Here is a 22930-nt window from a genome sequence, read left to right as displayed (position 1 = left end):
AGTTAAAGTATATTTATTTTTAAAATTTAAAAATTCATAGTAAAATTAGCTTATGAAAGATAGGAGCGACAACTATGAAAAATAATGATTATAGAAGTTTATATGTAGATTATTGCCAAGAAAACAAGCTACATATTGATGAGGGTTTGTTAAAAATATTATCAAAAGATGATATTTTAAGAAATTTAGAAAAGTATAATAAAAAAGAAGATATAGGCTACATACTAGAGAGAATTTGTGAAGACTTGATTGTAGAATCGGTTTCTAAGATGGAGAGAAGTGGTATGAAATTAGGTCTACATAGAATGTTTGATATGTTAGATATATATGGTAATCCACAAAAAAAATTAAAGGTTATTCACATAGCAGGAACAAATGGTAAAGGTTCAGTAGCTGCTTATTTAAAATCTATATTATCAAGTAAGTATAGAGTAGCTATGTATTCTAGCCCCAGTATGCTATCTTTCAATGATAGAATAAGAATTAATGATGATTTTATATCGTTTTATGAAATGTATATTTTATATAGGGATATAGAAGATAAATGGAGAGAAAATTTTGAATCTATTGATGATAAATTGAGTGTTTTTGAAATATTAACCCTAATTGCAATTTTATATTTTGCCAAGCAAGAAGCAGATTTTGTAATTATGGAAGTAGGGCTTGGAGGAAGGTTCGATGCCACTAATATTTTTTCATCAAAAATACTATCTATTATAAGTAAAATAGGCTTAGACCATACTCATATATTGGGAAATAGTCTTGATAAGATAGCTTTCGAAAAAGCAGGAATAATCGTAGAAAATGATAAGGTAATAGCATATCCATCTGATAGGGAAGCACTTGAATCGATTAGGAAGGTTTGTAAAATAAAGAATGCTAAATTAAGTATTTTAAATAAAGATGATATACATGTAGAGCAAGTAGGAAAAAAATCATCTAAATTTTCATATGGAAAATATAGGAATTTATCTATAAAAATGTTAGGAGAGCATCAAATTTATAATGCATCTTTAGCTTTAATGGTGATAGATAATTTAATATCAAGAAAATTAGTAGACTTGAGTGCTAAAGAAATAAAAGATGCTTTAGCTAAAACCACTTGGTTAGGGAGGCTTGAGTGGATAAAAGAAAATATATTAATAGATGGTGCCCATAATGTTGATGGTGTAAAGGCCTTAGTAAAATACCTTTTATCATATAAAGATAAGAAGATTAAGCTATTAGTAGGAATACTTGCAGATAAAGATTTTGCTCAGATGATAGAATTATTTGAAAATATAGCAGCAGAATTTAATGTTACAAGAGTTCCTATGGAAATCAAAGAAGCTAAAATTGATAACTTAGTAGAATCATTCACAAAAGATGTTACAGTATTCGATAACTATAAGGAAGCCATTGATAATTTACTTGGAAGTATAAAAAGAGATGAAATCCTTGTAATAACAGGTTCGCTATATCTAATTTCAGAAGTAAGAAAATATATATTAAAGGAAAATAAATAATGACAAAATTACATAAACTATTAACAGAAGAAAAATATTTAATTATGGGGATATTGAATTTTACACCAGATTCATTCTCTGATGGAGGAGATTTCTTTGATAAAGATAATGCTTTAAAGCAAGTTAGAAAAATGATAGAAGAAGGAGCCCATATAATTGATATTGGATGTGAATCGACAAGACCAGGATCTACCAAGTTAGAAGAAGAAGAGGAAATCGAAAGACTTAGAGCTATTTTACCAGCTATAAGGAAAGAATTTCCAAACATTTTAATAAGCATTGATACGTATAAAGCAAAAGTGGGAGAGATTGCTTTAGATTTAGGAGGCGACATTTTGAATGACGTTCTTGGAGCTAAGGGGAATGGTATGGCCGATCTTGCAGCTAAAAGAAATGTACCCATTATTGTAATGCATAATGGTGCCACACAAGAAGGTAGGGAAATTGAGAAACTATTAGTGGATTTGAAAGAATCTATTGAAATTTGTGAAGCTGCTGGTGTTCCGAAAGAAAATATTATCACGGATCCAGGAATTGGATTTGGAAAAACTGCAGAAGAAAATATTATTTTAACTAGGAATTTAGAAAGGATGAATGAATTAGGTTCTATAGTGCTATATGCAGCTAGCCGTAAGAGAACAACAGACTTTATTTTAGGTGGAAATACAAATCCAAAAGACAGGGATGTAGTGAGCGCGACACTTTCATTAGACGCAATAAGAAAAGGAGCAAAAATTGTAAGAATGCATAATGTTAAGGTTATGAAAGAAATGATTGCTACTCATAAATATTTAGAAAACTAATTTGCAAGATAATAATAAAAGACTTTAATAAATGACAAAAAGTTACTAGAAAATTTATCTAGTAACTTTTTTTGCTTATTATATTAGAATGTAGTTTTGAATACTCAGTTTCAAGGTAGTCTTTGTAAGAACCTGGGGAGATAACACCGGCAACTGCAAGAGTATTTATACCAATATTACCGACGATAAAGTCAGCGAGTAGAGCGCAGTTGGTAGTTAAAACAAAATATGTTTTAAATCTCGTTCTATGAAATTTATGTAATTTAACCTTAGTGTAGCTCACTAAACCACCTAGGTAGGATGCCATTTGACTTGGAGTATGAAAAGTAAATTCATAAGTATCTGTAAATAATTGTCGTATATTTTTCTCTACTATTTTCTTTTGTTCTTCTGTTAGACTTAGTCCGTATCTATAAGAAACTCTATTCTTATGATATTTCTGTATCCAAGTAGAGTAGTCTTCAGTGTCGACAACAAAGAGGACACCTGGCCCCATAGAACCAAATAATTTATTAGCGTCAACATCATAGTGCCCATAAGAAAAAGTTTGTCCTTTATAAGAAATATCTACGTGTCCAGCAGCATCTTCTAAATCACTACTAGTGTGTATCCAAATCTCTAGGTCAACATTCTTATCTTTATTAGTTTCAGCTTTTTTTTCAAGAAATTCTTGACTATATAAAGTTTCTGCTTTACTTTTTTTAAGAGTAAGGTAGGGTAAGAGTGCTGTTACAAAGATAGGAGCCTTAAAACGGAATTGCCTTTTAAGACTAGCATCTTGTCCTTTTTTGTTTATTCTAATAATATCAAATGTATAGGTAATAGCGAGTATTAACATATACCAACCAAGTCTAGTGTAAAGTATCTGAATATTTTCAAAGATCGTTACATCTGATGTGTAGACAGTAACTAAAGATGATATAGTTATCCATAATAGGAATAGACCTCTAAATAGAGTGAAGTAATGTCCTTCAATCTTATCGGATTTTAATAAATAAAAATTAAATAAGCAGACCAGACCTACTATAAACTGGTAGAAAATTATTAAGAAATAGACAATAACATTAGCAAAAACATAATTTAAAGAAAGAAATAAACCTAAAAATAGTAAAGTAATAGTTATGAAAATCAAGGATTTATCTATCTTTTTTCTTCTTCGAATTATTCTTACAAGATTACTTATTGATGTAAATAATAAGTATAGAGCAGTTAGTAAGAAAACTAGGGCGAGAAAATTATAAGAAAATAAAATCATCATAATTGCAAGGGCAAATAGTAAAATATTTCTTTTAATTCTAGAGTTTATATCAAGCATTAGGTTCTCCTTTAAAGTTTTATCCTTTCAGAATAACATAATAGTATAAAAAATTCAAAATATATTTTATGAGTATATTGTTATTTCACAGCTACATAAGTTCGAGCTGGCACTACTAAACCGTATTTAGTGAATATAAGATCCTTGTTAGAAAATAGCACAGTCCCCTCCTTGATACTTTCAATTATCTTAGCTTTATCTGTAATGTTAACGACACAATTTATAGAATTACGTTTATAGTGAATTAATCCGTTTTCTGCTGTAATGAAGTTGAATCCTGTAACAAAATCCTTTTTATTTTCAAATCTAAAAGTACTTAGTTTTTGATAGAAGGCTAATAAATCTTCATCAATATTGTTTCTATCAAAGCCTAATCTGTTATAAGGATCGGTAAATCCATACATACCAATCTCATCCCCATAGTAGATAGATGGAACCCCAGGTAATGTAAATTGTATAAAGGCTGCGAATTTAGATAAATCTTTTACTTCTGCATATTTTTCAGAAGATAATCTATATGTAGGTCTTTCGCTTAGTGGATACTCTTTGGCGTTATCAACAGCAAGGGCATTTAGTATTCTTGGCATATCATGACTTGATAGTAGATTCATAAGAGAATCTAATGCTTGGACGGGATAATTCTCTACAAGGCTATGAATTTGATAGATAAATTCTTCTGCATCATGATATTTAACGAAGTTAATAATTGCTTCGCGCCAAGGATAATTCATTACTGAATCAAGTTGATCTCCTTGGAAATATCTTCTCCTTTGATTGTAAGCCATTTTGTTAGAAGCATCTTCCCAAACCTCACCTATAATTAGAGACTCTTTATCATAAGATTTGGCTGATCGTCTGATTTCATCTAAGAATTTATCGGGGAATTCATCTGCTACATCAAGTCGCCAACCAGCTATTCCAAGTTTTTGCCAGAAGTTTACAACGCCATCATCATCTTTAGTAATAAAATTTAAAAAATCTTCATTATCTTTATTTACTGTTGGAAGATTACCGAATCCCCACCAAGAATTGTAAGAATTAGGGTAAGAGTTAAAGTCAAACCAAGGGTAGAACCTAGACTCTTTAGAGTTATAAGCACCTACAGAATCATAGTTATTGTCTTTGTTGAAATAAATAGAGTCAGAACCGGTGTGACTGAAGACACCATCAAGAATTATAGAAATATCTTTTTCTTTAAATTCTGTACAAAATTTAAGGAAATCTTCATTAGTCCCGAACCAAGGATCAAGTTTGAAATAATCGGCAGTTGAGTATCTATGATTCTCTGCGGATTCTACAATAGGGTTTAAATAAATAGATTCAACATTTAATTTTTTAAAGTAGTCTATCTCTTCTCGGATTCCCTCTAGATTTCCCTTGTAGAAATCTTTAGCTGCGTAATTTTTATGGGTTATAGAAGAATGGGGGATAGCATTCCAGTCTTCGTGAACAAATCTGTCAGATTCATTTTTTACAATATCTTTGGCTGTGTAATTAGGTGATTTTTTAAAACGATCTGGGAAAATTTGGTACATAATCCCCCCCTTGAACCAACTTGGAGTAGAAAATTCAGCCTTGTGCACACTAAGTTGCCACATAGGAAAGTGGTCAAAGCTTTCTGTTAAAACAGCATTTAATTTGTTGTTAGTTATATAGGCAGAAGAATTTGAAAAGAAAATTTTGAAATAATAAAAATATATTCCGGCTGGAAGTGCATCTATCTGTAAATGGTATATAAAATAATCTCCCTTTTCCTTATTAGACTTTATAAGTTTTTCTTCGACTAAAGTATTAGAATAATCATCCTTTAACACAAGATTAATCTTTTCTAAGTAGAAATTTTTCTTTATAAAAATCTCAAAGGAAATTTTCTTATTATCTGCGACAGAACCAAGTGGTTTTTTATTATAAATTGGATTAAAAATTATGTGTTGCATAAGTACTCCTAAATAAAAAATATATAATATATACTCCCTTACTGAAAGCATTTTCTTAATTATACAATAAAATTTAAAAAAATGCCATAAATTTTAAGTAAATAAAATGTATATACACTATCATTAATAGTATAAAGAAAGCGGTTGTAAAACGAAAAATATTTTTTGAATTCAGTTAATTGTTGATAATTTTTGTTTCATTTTATGAAAAAACAATGAAAAAGTATATACATTATTTGAGAAATATTATAAAATAATAAGTAATATAGGTTAATTAGGAGGGGTGAAGATGAAAAATTCTGACAATAAAGCAGAATACTATTTCCATAAAGGGATAAATTATAAAAGTTATGAATATCTAGGGTCTTTCTTAGAAGAAGATAAATGTACGTTTAGGGTCTGGGCTCCTAATGCAAAAGAAGTGTATGTAACGGGGGATTTTTGTGATTGGGATAAGAGGAGATTTTCTTTAGAAAGACTGAATGATACAGGAATATTTGAGACAAGTGTGTATGGTTTAAAAGAATATGATACTTATAAATACGTAATTGTGACTCATGATGGTAGAGAATTATTGAAGGCTGATCCTTATGCTTATCATAATGAAACTAGGCCTCATACAGCTAGTAAAGTCTATAAGTTAGACGGCTATGATTGGAAAGATTCTAAATGGCTGAACAAGAGAGAGACGCCTTATACAAAAGCTATGAATATATACGAGGTTCACTTAGGCTCATGGATTAAGAACGGAGAAGAATTTTGTTCTTATAGGGAACTTGCGGATAGGCTAGTGGCTTATGTGAAGAAGATGAATTATACACATATTGAATTACTTCCGATAACGGAATATCCTTATGATAAGTCTTGGGGTTATCAAGTAACAGGGTATTTTGCACCTACTTCGAGATATGGTACACCACATGATTTTATGTATTTTGTTGATAAAATGCATCAAAATAATATAGGGGTAATTCTGGATTGGGTTCCAGGACACTTTACTAAAGATGCTCATGGTCTATATGAATTTGATGGTACTTGCTGTTATGAATATTCAGATACAAGAAAACGAGAGCATAAAGGATGGGGAACGAGAGCTTTTGATTTTGGTAGAAATGAGGTGAAATCATTCTTAATTTCATCGGCGACATATTGGTTTGATAAATATCATATTGATGGAATAAGAGTAGATGCAGTATCGTCTATGATATATTTAAACTATTGTAGAGAAGAGCATGAGGCTGCTAGAAATATTTATGGAGGATTTGAAAATTTAGAGGCCATTGAATTATTACAAAACTTGAATAAATATGTAAAATCAGAATTCAAGGGAATTTCTATGATTGCAGAAGAATCTACCAGTTATCCTAAAGTTACAGAAGATCCATCTGTTGGAGGTTTAGGATTTGATTTTAAATGGAATATGGGTTGGATGAATGACTCCTTAGAATATTTAGAAACAGATCCATACTTTAGAAAAGGGGTCCATAATAAAATGACTTTTTCTATGACCTATGCCTTTTCAGAAAATTATGTTTTACCTATTTCTCACGATGAAGTGGTACATGGTAAAAAATCCTTATTAGATAGATCGCCAGTTTCGTATGAAGATAAATTCGCTAATCTAAAAGCCTTTTTAGGTTATATGTATGCTCATCCTGGTAAAAAATTGAATTTTATGGGAATAGATATAGCTCAATTTTCAGAGTGGAATGAAGAAAAAGAATTAGAATGGTTCTTGTTAGAATATCCAAAGCACCATGATAATCAGAGATATATTAGTGAATTAAATAAAGTATATAAAGACAACTCTCCTTTTTGGAAAGATGAAAGATCTTGGGAGGGATTTAGATGGCATGTTGTGGATGACGGAAATAACAATGTGTTTGCATTTTCTAGAATAGATAGGGAAAATAAGAAAGAAGTATTGGTAGTTTCTAACTTTTCATCGCAGATTTTAAAAGGATACGGAATAGGAGTTACTGAGTGGGGAAATTACAAAATATTGTTAAATTCTGATGCCAAGAAATTTGGTGGATCAGCTTTAGCTAACAGAGTGTTAAGAACAAGCAAAGATAAATGTAATGGATTTGATTATACATTGAAAGTCAATATACCACCTTACTCAACAATATATATAGTGAAAAAATACTAAACTTAAGAAAAAATTACTAGGAGAGAACAGTTATGGTAAGAAAAAAAGAAATAGTTGCAATGCTACTTGCAGGTGGTCAAGGTACTAGGCTACATGCTTTAACAAAAGACATGGCTAAGCCAGCCGTTCCATTTGGAGGTAAATATAGAATTATTGATTTTCCTTTATCGAATTGTGTTAACTCAGGGATTTCAACAGTAGGGGTGCTTACGCAATTTATGCCTCTAGAACTTAATTCTTATATGGGTAATGGACAACCGTGGGATTTAGATAGAATGCACGGTGGATTATCTATACTTCCACCTTACACAGCAGGGAAATCAGGTGAATGGTATAAGGGTACAGCCAATGCTATTTATCAAAATATTAAATATTTAGAGCAATATGATCCTGAATATGTGCTAATTTTATCGGGAGATCACATTTATAAAATGAATTATGATCAAATGTTAAAATTTCACAAGATGAAAAATGCCGATTTAACTATTGCGCATATTGATGTAAGTATAGAAGAGGCTAAACGCTTTGGTATATTAAATACTAATCATGAATTGAGAGTGGAGGCTTTCGTTGAGAAACCGGAACATCCAATTTCAACAAAAGCATCTATGGGTATCTACATTTTCAATTGGAAAGTATTGAAAGATGCGCTTATTAATGATGAAGCTGATGAAATGAGTGAGAAAGATTTCGGAAAAAATATTATTCCAACTTTATTATCACAAGGCAAATCAATCTATGCATATCCATTTAGTGGTTATTGGAAAGATGTAGGGACAATTGAGTCTTTATGGGAAGCGAATATGGATTTAATTAAGAATACAGGGAATTTCAATATCCAAGATCCATTATGGAGAATTTACTGCAGACACTCTCAAAAAGCACCACAATTTATTGGAAGTGCAGCAAAGATAAAAAGTTCTTTAATTCCAGATGGTGCTACTGTTAAAGGGAACTTAACAGAAACAATTTTATCATCAGGTGTAAAGATTGAGGAAGAAGCGGAAGTTGTAGGATCTATAATAATGGAAAATGCTGTAGTAGAATCAGGTGCCAAAGTATATAATTCAATTATTGCGGAAGGTGCGATTATTAAGTCAGGAGTTACAGTAGGACATAAAGAAATTGAGTTAGGTAAAGATATGATTACTGTAGTTCCGAGTAATGAAGTAGTTACAGAAGATCTAGCGGCAAAATAGGAGGGGAAATAATGAACGCATTTAGTATTTTATTATCTGATAACTTCAGGGGAGATGACTTATTAGGTTTAACAAAAAAAAGAACGTTAGCATCTATTCCGATAGGATCACGTTACAGACTAATAGATTTTATTTTATCATCACTAGTGAAAGCAAATATTTCTAATATTGGACTTGTTGTGAATAATAATTATAATTCATTAGTAGACCATGTAGGATGGGGAAAAGATTGGGATTTAAATAGGAAAAATGCTGGATTAAAAATTATCACACCTATGTCTGATACAGGTTTAAAAGCAGTTAATGCTAATAAATTTGATGCTTTAGCTAATGCATTATTCTATTTAGATTATGTACTACAAGATTATGTTATTCTAGCAGATGCTAATATAGTAGCAAATATTAATTTTGAAGAAATGCTAGAATATCATAAGAGAACTGGAGCGGATATAACTGTAGCTTATACATACAAAGAACCATCTGCAAGGGATACTCAGATAGTTTTCAACGATAGAGGAAAAATATATGATTCTTATTATCATATAAATGGTCATAATGAGGTGGTTGCAACACAGCTAAAAGTACATATCTTATCTAAGCAATTATTGAAAGAGGTAATTAATAGAGGTCTTACTTTAGGTTGGGAAGATATGATGAGAGATTATATCTCTAAGAATTACAATAAACTTAATGTTCAAGCCTATAGAGTACATGGATACTGTAAAGTAATCAACAATATTCAAGATTACTATAATTTTAATATGGACTTGTTACATGATGATGTTAGGGAAGAACTATTCTTATCTGGAACAGAAATTCTTACTAGAGTAAAAGATAGCGTTCCATCATTTTATTCAGAAACTGCAGAAGTGAGTAATTCAGTATTAGCAGATGGATGTACTATCAAAGGTAAGGTAGAAAATTCTATCATTTCTCGTGGAGTTGTAATAGAAGAAGGTGTTGTAGTTAGGAATTCTATTATAATGAATGGTTGTGTGATTGGAAAAAATTCTGATATTAACCACACTATAATTGATAGACGTGCATCGGTTTCTGAAGGGACACGTGTATCAGGAACACACAAAGAACCATATATAGTACATAAAGAAGTAAGTTTATAATAGTAAATATATAGGGGATATTCAAAATTTGAATATTCTCTATAACTGTGTTTTAAAATAGTAGGAGAAAATAGTTATGAAATTATATTTTATAGCAGCAGAAGCGGCCCCTTTTATTAAGGTAGGAGGCTTAGGTGATGTTATAGGATCATTGCCTAAAGCCTTAAAAGAAGAGGGAGCAGAGGCAAGGGTGGTATTACCACTATATAAGTCAATTGATAGAGAGAAATATTCTTTGAGATATGTGAAATATATATTTGTTAATTTAGGTTGGAGACACACTTACTGCGGAATTTTTGAAGCCGAAGTCGATGGAATAAAATTTTATTTTATTGATAATGAATATTATTTTGGAAGAGATGCGACCTATGGTGAATATGACGATGCAGAAAGATTTGCTTTCTTCTCTAAAGCTGCTTTGGAAATTTTACCGCATGTAGACTATAGGCCTGATGTAATCAATGCCAACGATTGGCATGCAGCCTTATCAATTGTTTATTTAGATTATTTCAAATCGTGCGGAAGTCAGTACTTTGCTAATACAAAAACTTTATTATCAATTCATAATATTGAATTCCAAGGTCAGTTTGATCCACTAACCTTAGGTTCATTATTCGGACTAGAGAATAAGTATTATGATGCCTTAATCTATAAAGGAACGCTTAATTTGTTGAAAGGTGCTATTCAATTAGCAGATAGAGTTAATACGGTAAGTGAAACTTACGCACATGAAATTCTAACACCAACTTATTCTTATGGTCTAGATTCAATTTTAAATATTGAAAAAGGTAAGTTATATGGTATTGTAAATGGTATAGATGTTGAAAAATTCAACTCTAAAATAGATCCATTAATCGTCAAAAATTTTGATGTAAAGACATTGAACTTTAAGAAGGATAATAAACTAGCCTTCCAGAAAGAATTGGGACTAGAAGTTAATGAAAATATTCCTATGATTGGTATGGTTACAAGGTTAACTCATCAAAAAGGAATTGATTTAGTTCTTCATGTAGCAGATGAAATTTTAAATACAGGTGCTCAATTAGTAGTTTTAGGTACTGGAGCAAGTGCTTATGAAGATGCTCTGAGAGCAATAGAAGCTCGTAGACCCGATAGGGCAAGAGCTTTAATTATGTTTTCTAATGAAGTATCATCTAAAGTATATTCATCTTGCGACATGTTACTAATGCCATCTAAGACAGAACCTTGTGGTTTGTCGCAGTTAATATCTATGAGGTATGCTACAATTCCTGTGGTTCATTCTGTAGGAGGATTAAAAGATACAGTAGAGGCCTATAATCCAAAGACAAAAAAAGGTCGTGGATTTACTTTTCAATCTTACAATGCACACGATATGTTAGGTGCAGTTGAAAGAGCGGTTGATCTTTTCTATAAACATAAAGGTGATTGGAAACAACTTATGTCCAATGCTATCACATATGATGTGTCTTGGAAAAAATCAGCTAAAAAATATATGGAGATATTTAATTCACTGATATAGTATATTGATAAATGACCATATAATTTTTTCACTTTGAAATATCTCCGATATTAAGATAGTGGAATATAAGTGTTTTGATTTAGTGACGATCATAAGCTGGGTGTATGACTGCCAACAAAGGATTGTACAAGTATTGACTTACATTATAAAAATCAGCATCTTCAGGTGCTGATTTTTATAATGAACATATAATTTTTAATTTATTTTAAAATGTGCTACTATATTAAGTAGAAAGAAAAATTAAAACTAGGAGATATTAATTGAGGAAATTAGCAAATATACAGAAATATATACTTATAGTAATTGGATCTATAATATATGCAGCAGGACTAGAGTTTTTTTTAGTACCTAATAAGATTCTAGATGGTGGAGTTGTAGGGATTTCTATGATAGCACAGCATTATCTACATCTGCCTTTAGGTATATTTTTAGTAGTGTTAAATATGCCCTTTGTTTATCTAGGATACAAACAGATAGGGACATCATTTGCATTAGCGTCTATTTTTGGTATTATTACCATGTCTATTTTTACAAATATTTTCCATCCCTATCCGCCATTGATAGTGGATCCTTTCTTGGCATGTATTTTTGGTGGTATTACTTTAGGGTTAGGAGCAGGATTAGTAATTAGAGCAGGTGGAACTCTAGATGGAACGGATATGTTCTCTATATATGCCACAAAGAAATTACCTATTTCTGTGGGAGAAATGGTTCTTATGATTAGTGTGGTAATATTTATTATTTCTGGTTTTGTTTTCACGTGGGAAGCAGCTCTTTATGCAATGATATCATATTTTATAGCAGCTAAGGTTATGGATATTGTTATTGAGGGTATTAATGAATCTAAATCTATTATGATTATTTCTAAAGAATATAGACAAATAACTGAGTACATACAGACGCAGTTAGGGAGAGGAGTTACTTTACTGAAGGCAGAAGGTGGTTATAGTGGAGATGACACTAAAGTTATATTCTGTGTAATTACACGTATTGAGGAAACGACGTTAAAAGAAATAGTGACAAGTATAGATCCGAATGCTTTCTTATCCATAGGGAATATTTCAGAAGTAGCTGGTGCTAACTTCAAGAAAAGAGATATACATTAAAAATAAGAGAAGATATTATATCTTCTCTTATTTTTATAGGTAGTTTCAATACACCGATGTTATATTTTCTAACGCATATTATATAATTTTAATAGAATATAGTAAAATTATAATCAACTAGTCAAACTTGTTAGATTAACTAGTGAATTCTGTATGAAAGGAAGTATTTATTATGTTAGAAATAAAGATGAATATGGTTCAGACCATAGGTTTAGCAGTACTTGCACTTGTTGTAGGTAGCTTATTGAAAAAAAATGTAAAATTCTTTGAAACTTATCACATACCCTCTCCGGTAATAGGGGGATTCTTATTTGCCCTTATCCATTTACTTTTACGAACAGCAGGATTAGTAAGTTTTAATTTTGATAGCACATTACAAACATTCTTTATGACAATGTTCTTTACAAGTATAGGATTTAATGCATCTTGGAAATTACTAAAAGTTGGGGGAAGGAAGGTTGTTCTTTTCTTAATTGCGGCTATAGGGCTAGTGGTTGCTCAAAACTTTACAGCAGTTGGATTAGGTACTTTATTAGGACTTGATCCATTATTAGCTTTAATGACAGGTTCTACACCAATGACAGGGGGGCATGGAACTTCGGCTGCAGTAGCACCACAAGTAGAAGCATTAGGAATTCAAGGTGCTTCAACAATTGCTATAGCAGCAGCGACATTTGGTTTGATTGCTGGTTCTTCATTGGGGGGACCTTTAGCTAAATCCTTAATTAAGAGAAAAAATATAAAAGTTGAAACTGAAGATTCAAAAAATACTACAGATGAAAATGATGAGTTGTTATTTGGAAAAGAAGTTAAAACACTAGATGGTGAAAACTTTACTAAAGCATTCTTTATAATTTTATTTGCTATGTTTGTTGGTACTTATTTATCGGATTTTATTAATCAATTTTTAAAATTCCCAGCTTACATTGGACCGATGCTTGTAGCTGCGATTGTCAGAAATATTGCTGATAATACAAATAGATTTTCACTTCATTATGAGGAAATTAGAATTATTGAAGATGTGTCATTAAATTTATTCCTAGGAATGGCAATGATTACTCTTAAAGTTTGGGAACTTGCAGGAGTTGCAGGTTCATTAGTAATCTTACTACTTGCTCAAACTGTAGTGGCTTGGTTATATATCTATTTCGTAACTTTCAGAATTATGGGTTCTAACTATGACGCAGTAGTAATGTCAGCAGGGCACATGGGATTCGGTATGGGAGCTACTCCGAACGGGATGGCAAATATGAAATCTGTTTGTGAAAAATATACCTACTCAAGGGTTGCTTTTTTCGTATTGCCGATTGTAGGAGCGCTATTTATTGACTTTTTCAATATCACGATAATTTCAAGTTTCTTATCTTGGTTATCATAACAAAAAATGAGTTGATCAACTCATTTTTTTTAATTGGCAATTTTTTGTAAAATATAGAAAATAAGCAGGATAGAGCTATAGCTAAGTTATCTGAAACTACAAATAGTTTTATTATAATTTAGAATGTTATTGTTGATAATATAGCAAGTATAGATTGAACAAAAGATTTTTAAACAATAAAGTTACACCTGATGATATTATTCCTAAGAAAGTTTGTTATTTATTGTAGGGTGTATTATAAAAGGTTTACAATTGAATTTGTTACTGTATTAGTTAATTAAGTTTTTTAAAAGACTTTATGTTATAATAGTATTATTAAATTAAAGGATAAAAATAATGAAAAAAATACTTTTATTGGATGGAAATTCACTAATATATAGAGCTTTTTATGCAATGCCTGCTCTGAAAAACAAAAAAGGATTATATACAAATGCGGTTTATGGTTTTTCACTAATGTTAGATAAATTACTGGAAGATGTGAAACCTGACCAAGTTTTAGTTGCTTTCGATAGAGGGAAGGCTACTTTTAGACATCAAGCTTATGAAGGATACAAGGGAACGCGTGACAAAACACCGAGTGAATTAGTGGAACAATTTTCTTATGTTAGGGAACTCCTGGATTCTTATGGAGTAATTTATGAAGATAGTGATGAGTATGAAGCCGACGATATTATTGGTACTTATTCTCTTTTGGCAGAGGAGAATGGATATGAAGTTATTGTAGTATCTGGAGATAAGGATTTAACACAATTAGCAAGTGATAAAGTTACAGTATACTATACAAAACGAGGGGTTACGGATATTGATTACTATACTCCTACATTTATTGATGAAAAATATGGAATTAAACCACTTCAAATTATTGATATGAAAGGACTTATGGGAGATAAATCAGATAACATCCCAGGAATTGCTGGAATTGGAGAGAAGACCGCTCTTAAACTTCTTAAGGAATACTCTAGTCTTGAGGAAGTTCTTAATAATATAGACAATATATCTGGTGCCAAATTGAAAGAAAGATTAACAAATGGCCGTGAGGATGCTTTACTATCTAAAAAATTGGCAACTATTTACAGACAGGTACCTGTAGAGAAATCTTTGGGAGAACTGACTTTTAAAGAAGATATAGATAAGAAAATAGCCCTATATGAAAAACTAGAATTTTCTTCATTTCTTAAAAAGTTACAAGCCGAAACTAAGGACAAAGAGCAAGTTGCAGTAGAGGTAATATTAGCAGATAAATCTACGGAGTTAAAATTAGACAAGGCAGCCATTCATTTAGAAGCTTATACAGATGATTACCATAAGTCTGATGTTTTGGCAGTTGCAGTTTTTGAAGATAATAAGTCTTATATTTTTTCAGAAGATGATTTTTTTGCTCATAAAGATATGTTAGAATATCTAACAAGTGATAAAGAAAAGATAATTTATGATTACAAAAAAATACTATACAGGGCAAAATTACGTGGTATAGATATTAATACCAAAGTCTTTGATCCAAGAATAGCTAATTATTTAGCAGATGTAACAGTAGCAGATAAATTAGATAAGATGGCAATGTATCATCTGGGGGAAAATTTAGCTAATGAAGAAGAGATATATGGAAAAGGTGCTAAGAGAAAAGTACCCGATAAAGATGTTTTAAATATTTATCTTGCCCAAGTGGTAAAAATTGTTTTTCAATTGAGAGATGTATTATATACTTCACTTGAAGAACAAAATATGTTAAGCCTTTATGAGGAGATAGAACTACCAACGGCTAGAGTTCTTGCTGACATGGAATTTACAGGAATAAATGTAAGTAATTTAGTATTAGAAGAAATTTCTAATGATTTGGATGATAGGACAAAAATTTTAGAACAAGAAATTTATGATTATGCAGAAAAAGAGTTCAATATTGCTTCTCCTAAGCAATTAGGAACAGTTTTATTTGAAGATATGGGACTACCAGTTATTAAGAAAACGAAGACAGGTTATTCAACTGCTGCAGAAATTTTAGAAATTCTGCAAGATAAGCACCCAATAATTCCATTAATTATGGATTATAGACTTATAACTAAATTGAATTCAACTTATGCTAAAGGATTAGTGAAGGATATAAGTAGTCAAGGAAAAATTCACACGCGTTATGAACAAACGCTTGCACAAACAGGGAGGTTGTCATCAATAAATCCTAACTTACAAAATATACCAGTAAGAATGGAGGAAGGTAAGAAGATAAGATATGCTTTTATTCCTTCATCAAAAGACCACAAAATCCTATCAATAGATTATTCACAAATTGAACTTAGGGTATTAGCTCATATAGCAGACGATCCAGTAATGATTGAAGCATTCAATAAAGATCAAGATATTCATACCAGAACAGCCTCACAGGTAAATGGAGTTCCTTTATCAGATGTTACTGACTCGATGCGTCGTGAAGCAAAGGCTGTAAATTTTGGTATTGTTTATGGTATTTCTGATTTTGGATTGGCGACTAATCTAGGTATTACTCGTAAACGTGCCAAAGAATTTATTGAAAAATATTTAGAAACCTTTTACGGAGTGAAAAACTATATGGATAGTATAGTGGATTTTGCAAAAGAGCATGAATATGTAGAAACATTATTTTCAAGACGTAGAAGACTTCCTGATATAAATTCTAAAAACAAGATGATAGTAAGCTTAAATAGCCGTATTGCTATGAATTCTCCGATTCAAGGAACGGCAGCAGACATTATTAAAATAGCAATGATTAGGGTTTATGAATATTTGGAAAAATCTAATATAAGAGCTAAACTACTATTACAAGTTCACGATGAACTTATATTTGATGTACATAAAGATGACAGAGAGAAATTAGAAAAAGTGGTAAGAGAATTAATGGAGAGTGCTGCAGAACTAAAAGTGAAATTAGTTGCTGATTCATCATATGGTGATAATTGGTATGAAGCAAAATAAAAATAGTTTGAAAAGACAATCAAAAGATTGTCTTTTTATTATATATTTTCAATGTTTGGATTATTAAGAGTAGATATTAGGAAGAAATGTCAATAAATATAGAAAAATTTTATACTTTAAAGGTATTTGTAATCTGCCCAGTGTTCGACAATTAAGGGAAAGAAATGATATAATTAATATAAACAAATTCCAAATTTCAGAGGATAATGATTATGAAAAAAGAATTGGTAATAATAACAGGTATAAGTGGTGCCGGTAAGAATACAGCTTTAGATGTGTTTGAAGATTTTGGATATTTTTGTATAGATAATATTCCATCTCTATTAGTGGCTTCTTTTTTGAAACTATTAAAAGAAAAAGGTATAGAGAAAGCTGCAGTTATTATTGATATTAGGAGTAAGAATTTTAATTTAGAATTGAACTCACTTCTTCAAGATATATTAAAAGATGATGATTTCTTAGTTAAGATAATTTATATTGACTGCTGTGATGAGGTTTTAGTAAATAGATTTAAGGAAACGAGAAAAAATCATCCTCTATCAGCAACAACAAGTCTATTAGAGGGGATAAAATCAGAACGTGAAATAATGGCTCCTTTTAAAGTTTTTGCAAATTATGTTTATGATACGAGTGATTATAAAGCAAAAGATTTTGTTGCTAAATTATCAGCTGATTTTTTAATTAAAAAAGAAGATAGATATCATGTAAGTATCTCTTCTTTTGGATATAAGTACGGTATGCCTATAGATGCTGATAATGTAATTGATGTTAGATTTTTAAATAATCCATTCTATATAGAGGAACTTAGAGAAAAAACTGGGCTTGATGATGAAGTCTACAATTTTGTAATGTCGGAAGATTTAACAAAAGATTTTTATGGAAAACTAAAAAATTTAATCTTATTCCTAGTGGACAAGTATAAGTATGAAGGTCGAGATAAGGTGGCAATTGCGATTGGATGTACGGGTGGTAGACATCGTTCTGTATCTATAGCAAGAAGACTTTTTGCAGATATTGAAGCGGCAGGCTATAAAACTTATATTAGTCATAGGGATATAAATAAGGTGAAATAAATGAGTCTAGTTAAAGTAGTATGTATAGGGGGAGGGACAGGCCTTTCTGTTCTTCTTCGAGGATTAAAAAATTATCCACTTGAACTAACTGCCCTAGTTACAGTTGCTGATGATGGAGGATCTTCTGGAAAAATAAGAAGTGATATGAATATTCCTTCACCAGGAGATCTACGTAATGTAATTGCAGCCTTGTCAGATGTAGAGCCAGAATTAGAGAAAATGTTTCAATATCGCTTTGATAGTGGTCAAATTTCGGGTCACCCAGTAGGAAATCTTATGATTGCAGCTATGGCTGATATACATGGAGATTTTTCAACAGCTATTAAGTATATGAGTAAGATACTTAATGTTAAGGGAACAGTATTACCTACGACAAATGATATAGCCCATCTCAATGCTATAATGAAAGATGGAACACTTGTAAAAGGAGAATCTGCCATTAGCAAATTCGGTGGTAAGATAGATAGAGTTTACATAACGCCTCAGGATGTAAAAACAACTAATTATGTTTTTGAAGCTATTGAAGAAGCGGATTATATAATAATGGGACCAGGTTCCTTATATACATCAATAATCCCTAATCTAGTAATAGACAAAATAGGGGAAAAAATCGCAGAATCTTCTGCTAAAAAAATATACGTTTCTAATATAATGACCCAACCAGGTGAAACAGATGGTTTTGCAGTATCAGATCACATAAAGGCTATCAATAAACATCTTAATAGTAATATTTTTGATATGGTAATTGCTAATGATAGAGAGATTTCTCCGCAAACTTTGGTTAATTATCAAGCTAAGAACCAGAATGTCGTAGCTTTAGATGAAAATGAAATAAAGAAATTAGGCATAGAAATTATTGCTCATGACGATGTTATAATTGAAAAAAATTATCTAATTAGGCACAATACTCATAAAATAGCAGAATTAATATTCAATTATATATTGAAAACAAAAGGGTAGAAAAATTAAAATTTTAGTATTTACATTATTAAATAAATACCGTAAAATTATATACATAACAATATAAAAATGGAAGGAGAATAATCATGCATTTAAAATTTGATTACTCAAAAGCCTCAAACTTCTTTAATGAACAAGAAGTAAAAAACATGGCAGAATATGTAAAGGTTGCCCATAAACAATTACATGAAAAAACAGGAGCAGGAAATGATTTTCTAGGATGGCTAGACTTGCCAACAAGCTACGATAAAAAAGAGTTCGCTCGCATAAAAAAAGCAGCTGAAAAAATTCAAAATGATTCTGAAGTATTAGTAGTTATTGGTATAGGGGGTTCTTACTTAGGTGCAAGGGCTGCTATTGAAATGCTTAATGATTCATTTTATAACTTCTATGACAAAGATAGAAAAACTCCTCAAGTATTCTTTGCAGGACACACTATTTCTTCAACATATACACAAGAATTAGTAAACTTTTTAAAAACAACAGGTAAAGATTTCTCAGTTAACGTAATTTCTAAATCGGGAACAACAACAGAGCCGGCTATCGCTTTCCGTGTATTCAAAGAATTACTAGAAGAAAAATATGGAAAAGAAGCAGCCAAATCAAGAATTTATGCAACGACAGATAGAGCACGTGGAGCTTTAAAGACTCTAGCAGATAGTGAAGGCTATGAAACTTTTGTAGTACCTGATGATGTAGGAGGACGTTTCACAGTTCTTACGGCAGTTGGATTATTACCAATTGCAGTATCAGGTGTTAATATTGATAAAATGATGGAGGGTGCAAAACTTGCTCAAGATCAATTATCAAGTGATGATTTATCTACTAACATTGCTTACCAATATGCAGTAATGAGAAATATTTTACAACAAAAAGGTAAGTTAATTGAATTATTAGTTACTTACGAGCCATCAATGGTATATTTCAATGAGTGGTGGAAACAATTATACGGAGAATCAGAAGGTAAAGATGGAAAAGCATTATATCCATCAAGCGTATGTTTCTCAACAGATTTACACTCAATGGGGCAATATATTCAAGAAGGACGTCGTATTTTATTAGAAACAGTTCTTAAAGTGAAATCACCTAATAGTGATATTACTTTAAAGGCGGAAGAAACAGATTTAGACGGGCTAAACTATCTTGCGGGGCAAACAATGGATTTCGTTAATACAAAAGCATTTGAGGGAACATTGCTAGCACATACAGATGGTGGGGTACCTAACTTCGTACTAGAATTACCAGATATGTCGGAATTTACATTTGGATATTTAGTTTACTTCTTTGAAAAAGCTGTAGCGATTTCTGGTTACTTACAAGGATTAAACCCATTTGATCAACCGGGAGTTGAAGCATACAAGAAAAATATGTTTGCTTTATTAGGAAAACCAGGATTTGAAGATTTGAAAAAAGAATTAGAAGATAGATTATAATAAATCTAAAAAACTTACTAGGAATTAGAAGTTTCTAGTAAGTTTTTTTCTTAAAATAAAATATTATAAATTAAATTCATGCTTTGATATAAGGTTAAAGTGATAAGATTTAAATAGATGTTTTAAAATTTTTATTAAAATAATAGACTCATTGTATTTTATAAAAAATATGTAAACAAGTAAATTAGAGTTTATCCTTAATTTTTTTAAATTAATAAAAAATATGGTAATATAAATATTATCTTTTAGGAGGATATATTAATGTATAAGAAAGAAGATTTAATAAGAGAAAAGCTAAATTTAGAAATTGAAGATACCAAAGAGAGTAAGGTAATAAGATTTTTAGGCGGAAAATTAAGTATTTATGTCCTAGCGATTTTAATCTTATTATTTACGACTATATGGCTATATAATCAAATATCTGGAATATTAGAACCTGTTAGTATAATCTTTAATATTCTAGTAACTCCTGTTTTAATTGCATATATACTTTTCTATGTATTAAGACCAGTTCATAAAATATTGAATGGAAAATTCAAGGTTTCAGCTGGTATATCTGCAATTTTATCCATTATTTTTGGTTTAGTAGTTATTACTTCGATTTTTGTAGGGGTTATACCTGTAATGGTGGAACAGACTCAGAGTTTAATTATCTCAGTTCCTAGATATGTGGAAACGATAAGAACTTATGCAGAGGCAAATTCTGATAATGCAATAGTTCACTATATGGTAGACTATATAAATACAAGTCTTAATGTAAGTCAACTATCATCAACAGCTTTTGATATATTTTCAAAATTTGTATCTAATGCGACAGGTGTGGTATCATCTATGGCTACTATTATTGTAACGGCTCCTTTTGTACTCTTTTATTTGTTAAAAGATTCTACTAAATTTAGAAAGTATGTTATAGATCATTTACCAAAATACTATAAGGAAGAAGTTGATGGAATTATCTCTGAAATTGATGACAAAGTGGGTTCATATATTTCTGGTCAGATGCTGGTATCCTTATGTATAGGGGTCCTATTATTTATAGGATATACAATAATTGGACTAGATTATGCCATGTCATTAGCAACATTAGCTGCAGTTTTATCAATAATTCCCTACTTGGGTCCGGCATTAGCAATCTTACCGGCGGTTATAGTTGCTTTAGCTACATCATGGGTCATGCTTATTAAAATAGCTGTAGTTTGGGCAGTGGTTCAGTTCTTAGAAGGGAACTTTATTTCTCCTAATATTATGGGACACAGTTTGAAAATTCATCCACTGACAGTAATTTTTATTATTTTAATAGCAACTTCAACATTCGGAATTGTAGGGGCGATAGTTGGAATTCCAGCTTATGCTATTATTAAAATATTAGTAACTAAATTTATAATAGCTCTAAGGGGTAGATACAGTAGAATTTTCCATCTAGAATATAATGATGAAGATTTAGTAAAGGAAAATAAAGAAGATTAGAATTTCTAATCTTCTTTATTTTTTACGCAAACAATTTCTGGGGCATAAAAGTCACTATTTAATAAGTTTAATGATCCATCATTATTTCTTTCAAATAATGTAAGGTTATCAGAATCTTGGTGGGCAACAATAAGGAACTTTTCATTAGAAGAGATAGCAAAATCACGTGGAACTAAGCCATTTGTTTTGTAGGTTGCTAATTTTTTTAATCTGGCATTCTCTAGAATAGAGTAAGCTAGGATAAGATCATAGCCTCTGTTTGAAGCATATAAGAATTTTCCATCTTTTGTTAATTTAATAGCTGCAGCCCATTTTTTGTCACTTTCATTTTCTAGTAAATTTACTTTTTCAATAAGTTCAAAAGAACCATTTTCTTTTGAATAGGAAAGGACTTCAATAGAAGCGTCTAGTTCGCAAATAAGATAAGCAATATCTAAAGTTGGATGGAAGGTAAGGTGTCTAGGACCAGCTCCTTTTTTAGTTTTGTAAGTTGAAACTAATTCAAATTTGTTGTTATTTAACTTATATGTTAATAAAGTGTCCTTACCTAAATCACAAGCTAATATATATTTTTTATCCTTAGACCAATCAGAGTAGTGAATATGAGATTTTTTTTCATCCTTATCTTCATTATGTTCTACTATATCAAGAATTTCTAGTTTATTATCACTTACTTTATAGGCTATTAAACTTGCTGTATGATAGTTGGCAGTGAGAATAATATCTTTATTTAAAGCAACATAGCAAGGGACAGCATCTTCTGTATAAGACTCAAGGATGATGGCATTATCTGTATACAAAATACCTCCCTTACCATTCTTTCCAGACACCATTACCAATTTTTTTTCTTTATTATCTAGGTAAGTAGGATTATTAGTTTCTTTTTCGATTTTTAAATCAAGTAATTCTTTTTTTTCTGTATCTAAAACAACAGAGTAAAGGCCCTTACTTTCCCTTTTTGTATAAGATCCTAAATAAAATTTTTCTAGCATAAAAGTAGCTCCCTTCATTAATATAATTTTATTATAATATAAAAT

General features: G+C 30.7%; 16 protein-coding genes. 13 read left to right on the top strand and 3 right to left on the bottom strand.

Annotated features, from left to right (window positions below; genetic code table 11):
• Nucleotides 1-74 precede the first annotated feature (74 nt).
• Nucleotides 75-1505: a bifunctional folylpolyglutamate synthase/dihydrofolate synthase gene (locus tag HZY82_RS01470; protein WP_135156450.1), complete on the top strand. Its 1431-nt coding sequence runs from the start codon at nt 75-77 to the stop codon at nt 1503-1505.
• On the top strand, nt 1505-2308 hold the full coding sequence (gene folP, locus HZY82_RS01465) for a dihydropteroate synthase (RefSeq protein WP_179938477.1): 804 nt from the start codon (nt 1505-1507) through the stop codon (nt 2306-2308). The genes HZY82_RS01470 and folP overlap by 1 nt, the downstream gene beginning before the upstream one ends.
• A gap of 58 nt (nt 2309-2366) precedes the next feature.
• Here the strand turns inward: folP and HZY82_RS01460 are convergent, their stop codons facing one another.
• Together HZY82_RS01460 and HZY82_RS01455 are read right to left on the bottom strand one after the other, a co-directional pair.
• Complete coding sequence (locus HZY82_RS01460) at nt 2367-3623, bottom strand: hypothetical protein (protein ID WP_135156452.1); 1257 nt, start codon at nt 3621-3623, stop codon at nt 2367-2369.
• A gap of 80 nt (nt 3624-3703) precedes the next feature.
• A complete protein-coding gene (locus tag HZY82_RS01455; RefSeq protein ID WP_179938475.1) occupies nt 3704-5560 on the bottom strand; it encodes a glycoside hydrolase family 13 protein in 1857 nt (618 codons plus the stop codon).
• Nucleotides 5561-5849: 289 nt separating this feature from the next.
• Here HZY82_RS01455 and glgB point away from each other — a divergent pair, with 289 nt between their 5' ends.
• From glgB to HZY82_RS01400, 11 genes are all read left to right on the top strand, one after another.
• Nucleotides 5850-7712, top strand: a complete 1863-nt coding sequence (gene glgB, locus HZY82_RS01450; protein ID WP_179938473.1) for a 1,4-alpha-glucan branching protein GlgB — start codon at nt 5850-5852, stop codon at nt 7710-7712.
• 32 nt (nt 7713-7744) lie between these two features.
• Complete coding sequence (locus HZY82_RS01445; protein ID WP_135156455.1) at nt 7745-8911, top strand: glucose-1-phosphate adenylyltransferase; 1167 nt, start codon at nt 7745-7747, stop codon at nt 8909-8911.
• A gap of 11 nt (nt 8912-8922) precedes the next feature.
• The gene (glgD, locus tag HZY82_RS01440; protein ID WP_135156456.1) at nt 8923-10032 is read left to right on the top strand and encodes a glucose-1-phosphate adenylyltransferase subunit GlgD; all 1110 of its coding nucleotides are present in this window, start codon (nt 8923-8925) and stop codon (nt 10030-10032) included.
• 76 nt (nt 10033-10108) lie between these two features.
• The gene (gene glgA / locus HZY82_RS01435) at nt 10109-11533 is read left to right on the top strand and encodes a glycogen synthase GlgA (protein ID WP_179938471.1); all 1425 of its coding nucleotides are present in this window, start codon (nt 10109-10111) and stop codon (nt 11531-11533) included.
• Between the two features lie 260 nt (nt 11534-11793).
• Nucleotides 11794-12639 carry a YitT family protein gene (locus HZY82_RS01430; RefSeq protein WP_179938469.1) on the top strand — a complete coding sequence of 282 codons (846 nt, stop codon included), beginning with the start codon at nt 11794-11796 and terminating at the stop codon, nt 12637-12639.
• Between the two features lie 172 nt (nt 12640-12811).
• The gene (gltS, locus tag HZY82_RS01425; protein WP_179938467.1) at nt 12812-14017 is read left to right on the top strand and encodes a sodium/glutamate symporter; all 1206 of its coding nucleotides are present in this window, start codon (nt 12812-12814) and stop codon (nt 14015-14017) included.
• 336 nt (nt 14018-14353) lie between these two features.
• The gene (polA, locus tag HZY82_RS01420) at nt 14354-16960 is read left to right on the top strand and encodes a DNA polymerase I (protein WP_179938465.1); all 2607 of its coding nucleotides are present in this window, start codon (nt 14354-14356) and stop codon (nt 16958-16960) included.
• A gap of 212 nt (nt 16961-17172) precedes the next feature.
• Nucleotides 17173-18033 carry an RNase adapter RapZ gene (gene rapZ, locus HZY82_RS01415; protein ID WP_135156461.1) on the top strand — a complete coding sequence of 287 codons (861 nt, stop codon included), beginning with the start codon at nt 17173-17175 and terminating at the stop codon, nt 18031-18033.
• Nucleotides 18034-18993, top strand: a complete 960-nt coding sequence (locus HZY82_RS01410) for a gluconeogenesis factor YvcK family protein (RefSeq protein ID WP_135156462.1) — start codon at nt 18034-18036, stop codon at nt 18991-18993. It begins immediately after the preceding gene.
• Nucleotides 18994-19076: 83 nt separating this feature from the next.
• Nucleotides 19077-20426, top strand: a complete 1350-nt coding sequence (locus HZY82_RS01405; RefSeq protein WP_245174673.1) for a glucose-6-phosphate isomerase — start codon at nt 19077-19079, stop codon at nt 20424-20426.
• Nucleotides 20427-20687: 261 nt separating this feature from the next.
• Nucleotides 20688-21893 (top strand): AI-2E family transporter, encoded by a 1206-nt coding sequence (locus tag HZY82_RS01400; RefSeq protein WP_135156464.1) that lies wholly within the window; start codon nt 20688-20690, stop codon nt 21891-21893.
• 5 nt (nt 21894-21898) lie between these two features.
• Here the strand turns inward: HZY82_RS01400 and HZY82_RS01395 are convergent, their stop codons facing one another.
• On the bottom strand, nt 21899-22885 hold the full coding sequence (locus HZY82_RS01395; RefSeq protein ID WP_135156465.1) for a lactonase family protein: 987 nt from the start codon (nt 22883-22885) through the stop codon (nt 21899-21901).
• Nucleotides 22886-22930: the final 45 nt, after the last annotated feature.

Origin of the sequence: Gemella sp. GL1 (assembly GCF_013415365.1) — a bacterium.
Classification (GTDB): Bacteria; Bacillota; Bacilli; order Staphylococcales; family Gemellaceae; genus Gemelliphila.
This window is presented reverse-complemented; position numbering and strand designations above follow the sequence as displayed.

Bases quoted from the DNA above. Each gene is read 5' to 3' on its own strand.
- HZY82_RS01445 (WP_135156455.1), top strand. From the start codon at position 7,745: ATGGTAAGAAAAAAAGAAATAGTTGCAATGCTACTTGCAGGTGGTCAA.
- folP (WP_179938477.1), top strand. From the start codon at position 1,505: ATGACAAAATTACATAAACTATTAACAGAAGAAAAATATTTAATTATG.
- HZY82_RS01410 (WP_135156462.1), top strand. From the start codon at position 18,034: ATGAGTCTAGTTAAAGTAGTATGTATAGGGGGAGGGACAGGCCTTTCT.
- glgA (WP_179938471.1), top strand. From the start codon at position 10,109: ATGAAATTATATTTTATAGCAGCAGAAGCGGCCCCTTTTATTAAGGTA.
- polA (WP_179938465.1), top strand. From the start codon at position 14,354: ATGAAAAAAATACTTTTATTGGATGGAAATTCACTAATATATAGAGCT.
- HZY82_RS01400 (WP_135156464.1), top strand. From the start codon at position 20,688: ATGTATAAGAAAGAAGATTTAATAAGAGAAAAGCTAAATTTAGAAATT.
- HZY82_RS01460 (WP_135156452.1), bottom strand. From the start codon at position 3,623: ATGCTTGATATAAACTCTAGAATTAAAAGAAATATTTTACTATTTGCC.
- HZY82_RS01395 (WP_135156465.1), bottom strand. From the start codon at position 22,885: ATGCTAGAAAAATTTTATTTAGGATCTTATACAAAAAGGGAAAGTAAG.
- rapZ (WP_135156461.1), top strand. From the start codon at position 17,173: ATGAAAAAAGAATTGGTAATAATAACAGGTATAAGTGGTGCCGGTAAG.
- HZY82_RS01455 (WP_179938475.1), bottom strand. From the start codon at position 5,560: ATGCAACACATAATTTTTAATCCAATTTATAATAAAAAACCACTTGGT.
- gltS (WP_179938467.1), top strand. From the start codon at position 12,812: ATGTTAGAAATAAAGATGAATATGGTTCAGACCATAGGTTTAGCAGTA.
- HZY82_RS01470 (WP_135156450.1), top strand. From the start codon at position 75: ATGAAAAATAATGATTATAGAAGTTTATATGTAGATTATTGCCAAGAA.
- glgD (WP_135156456.1), top strand. From the start codon at position 8,923: ATGAACGCATTTAGTATTTTATTATCTGATAACTTCAGGGGAGATGAC.
- glgB (WP_179938473.1), top strand. From the start codon at position 5,850: ATGAAAAATTCTGACAATAAAGCAGAATACTATTTCCATAAAGGGATA.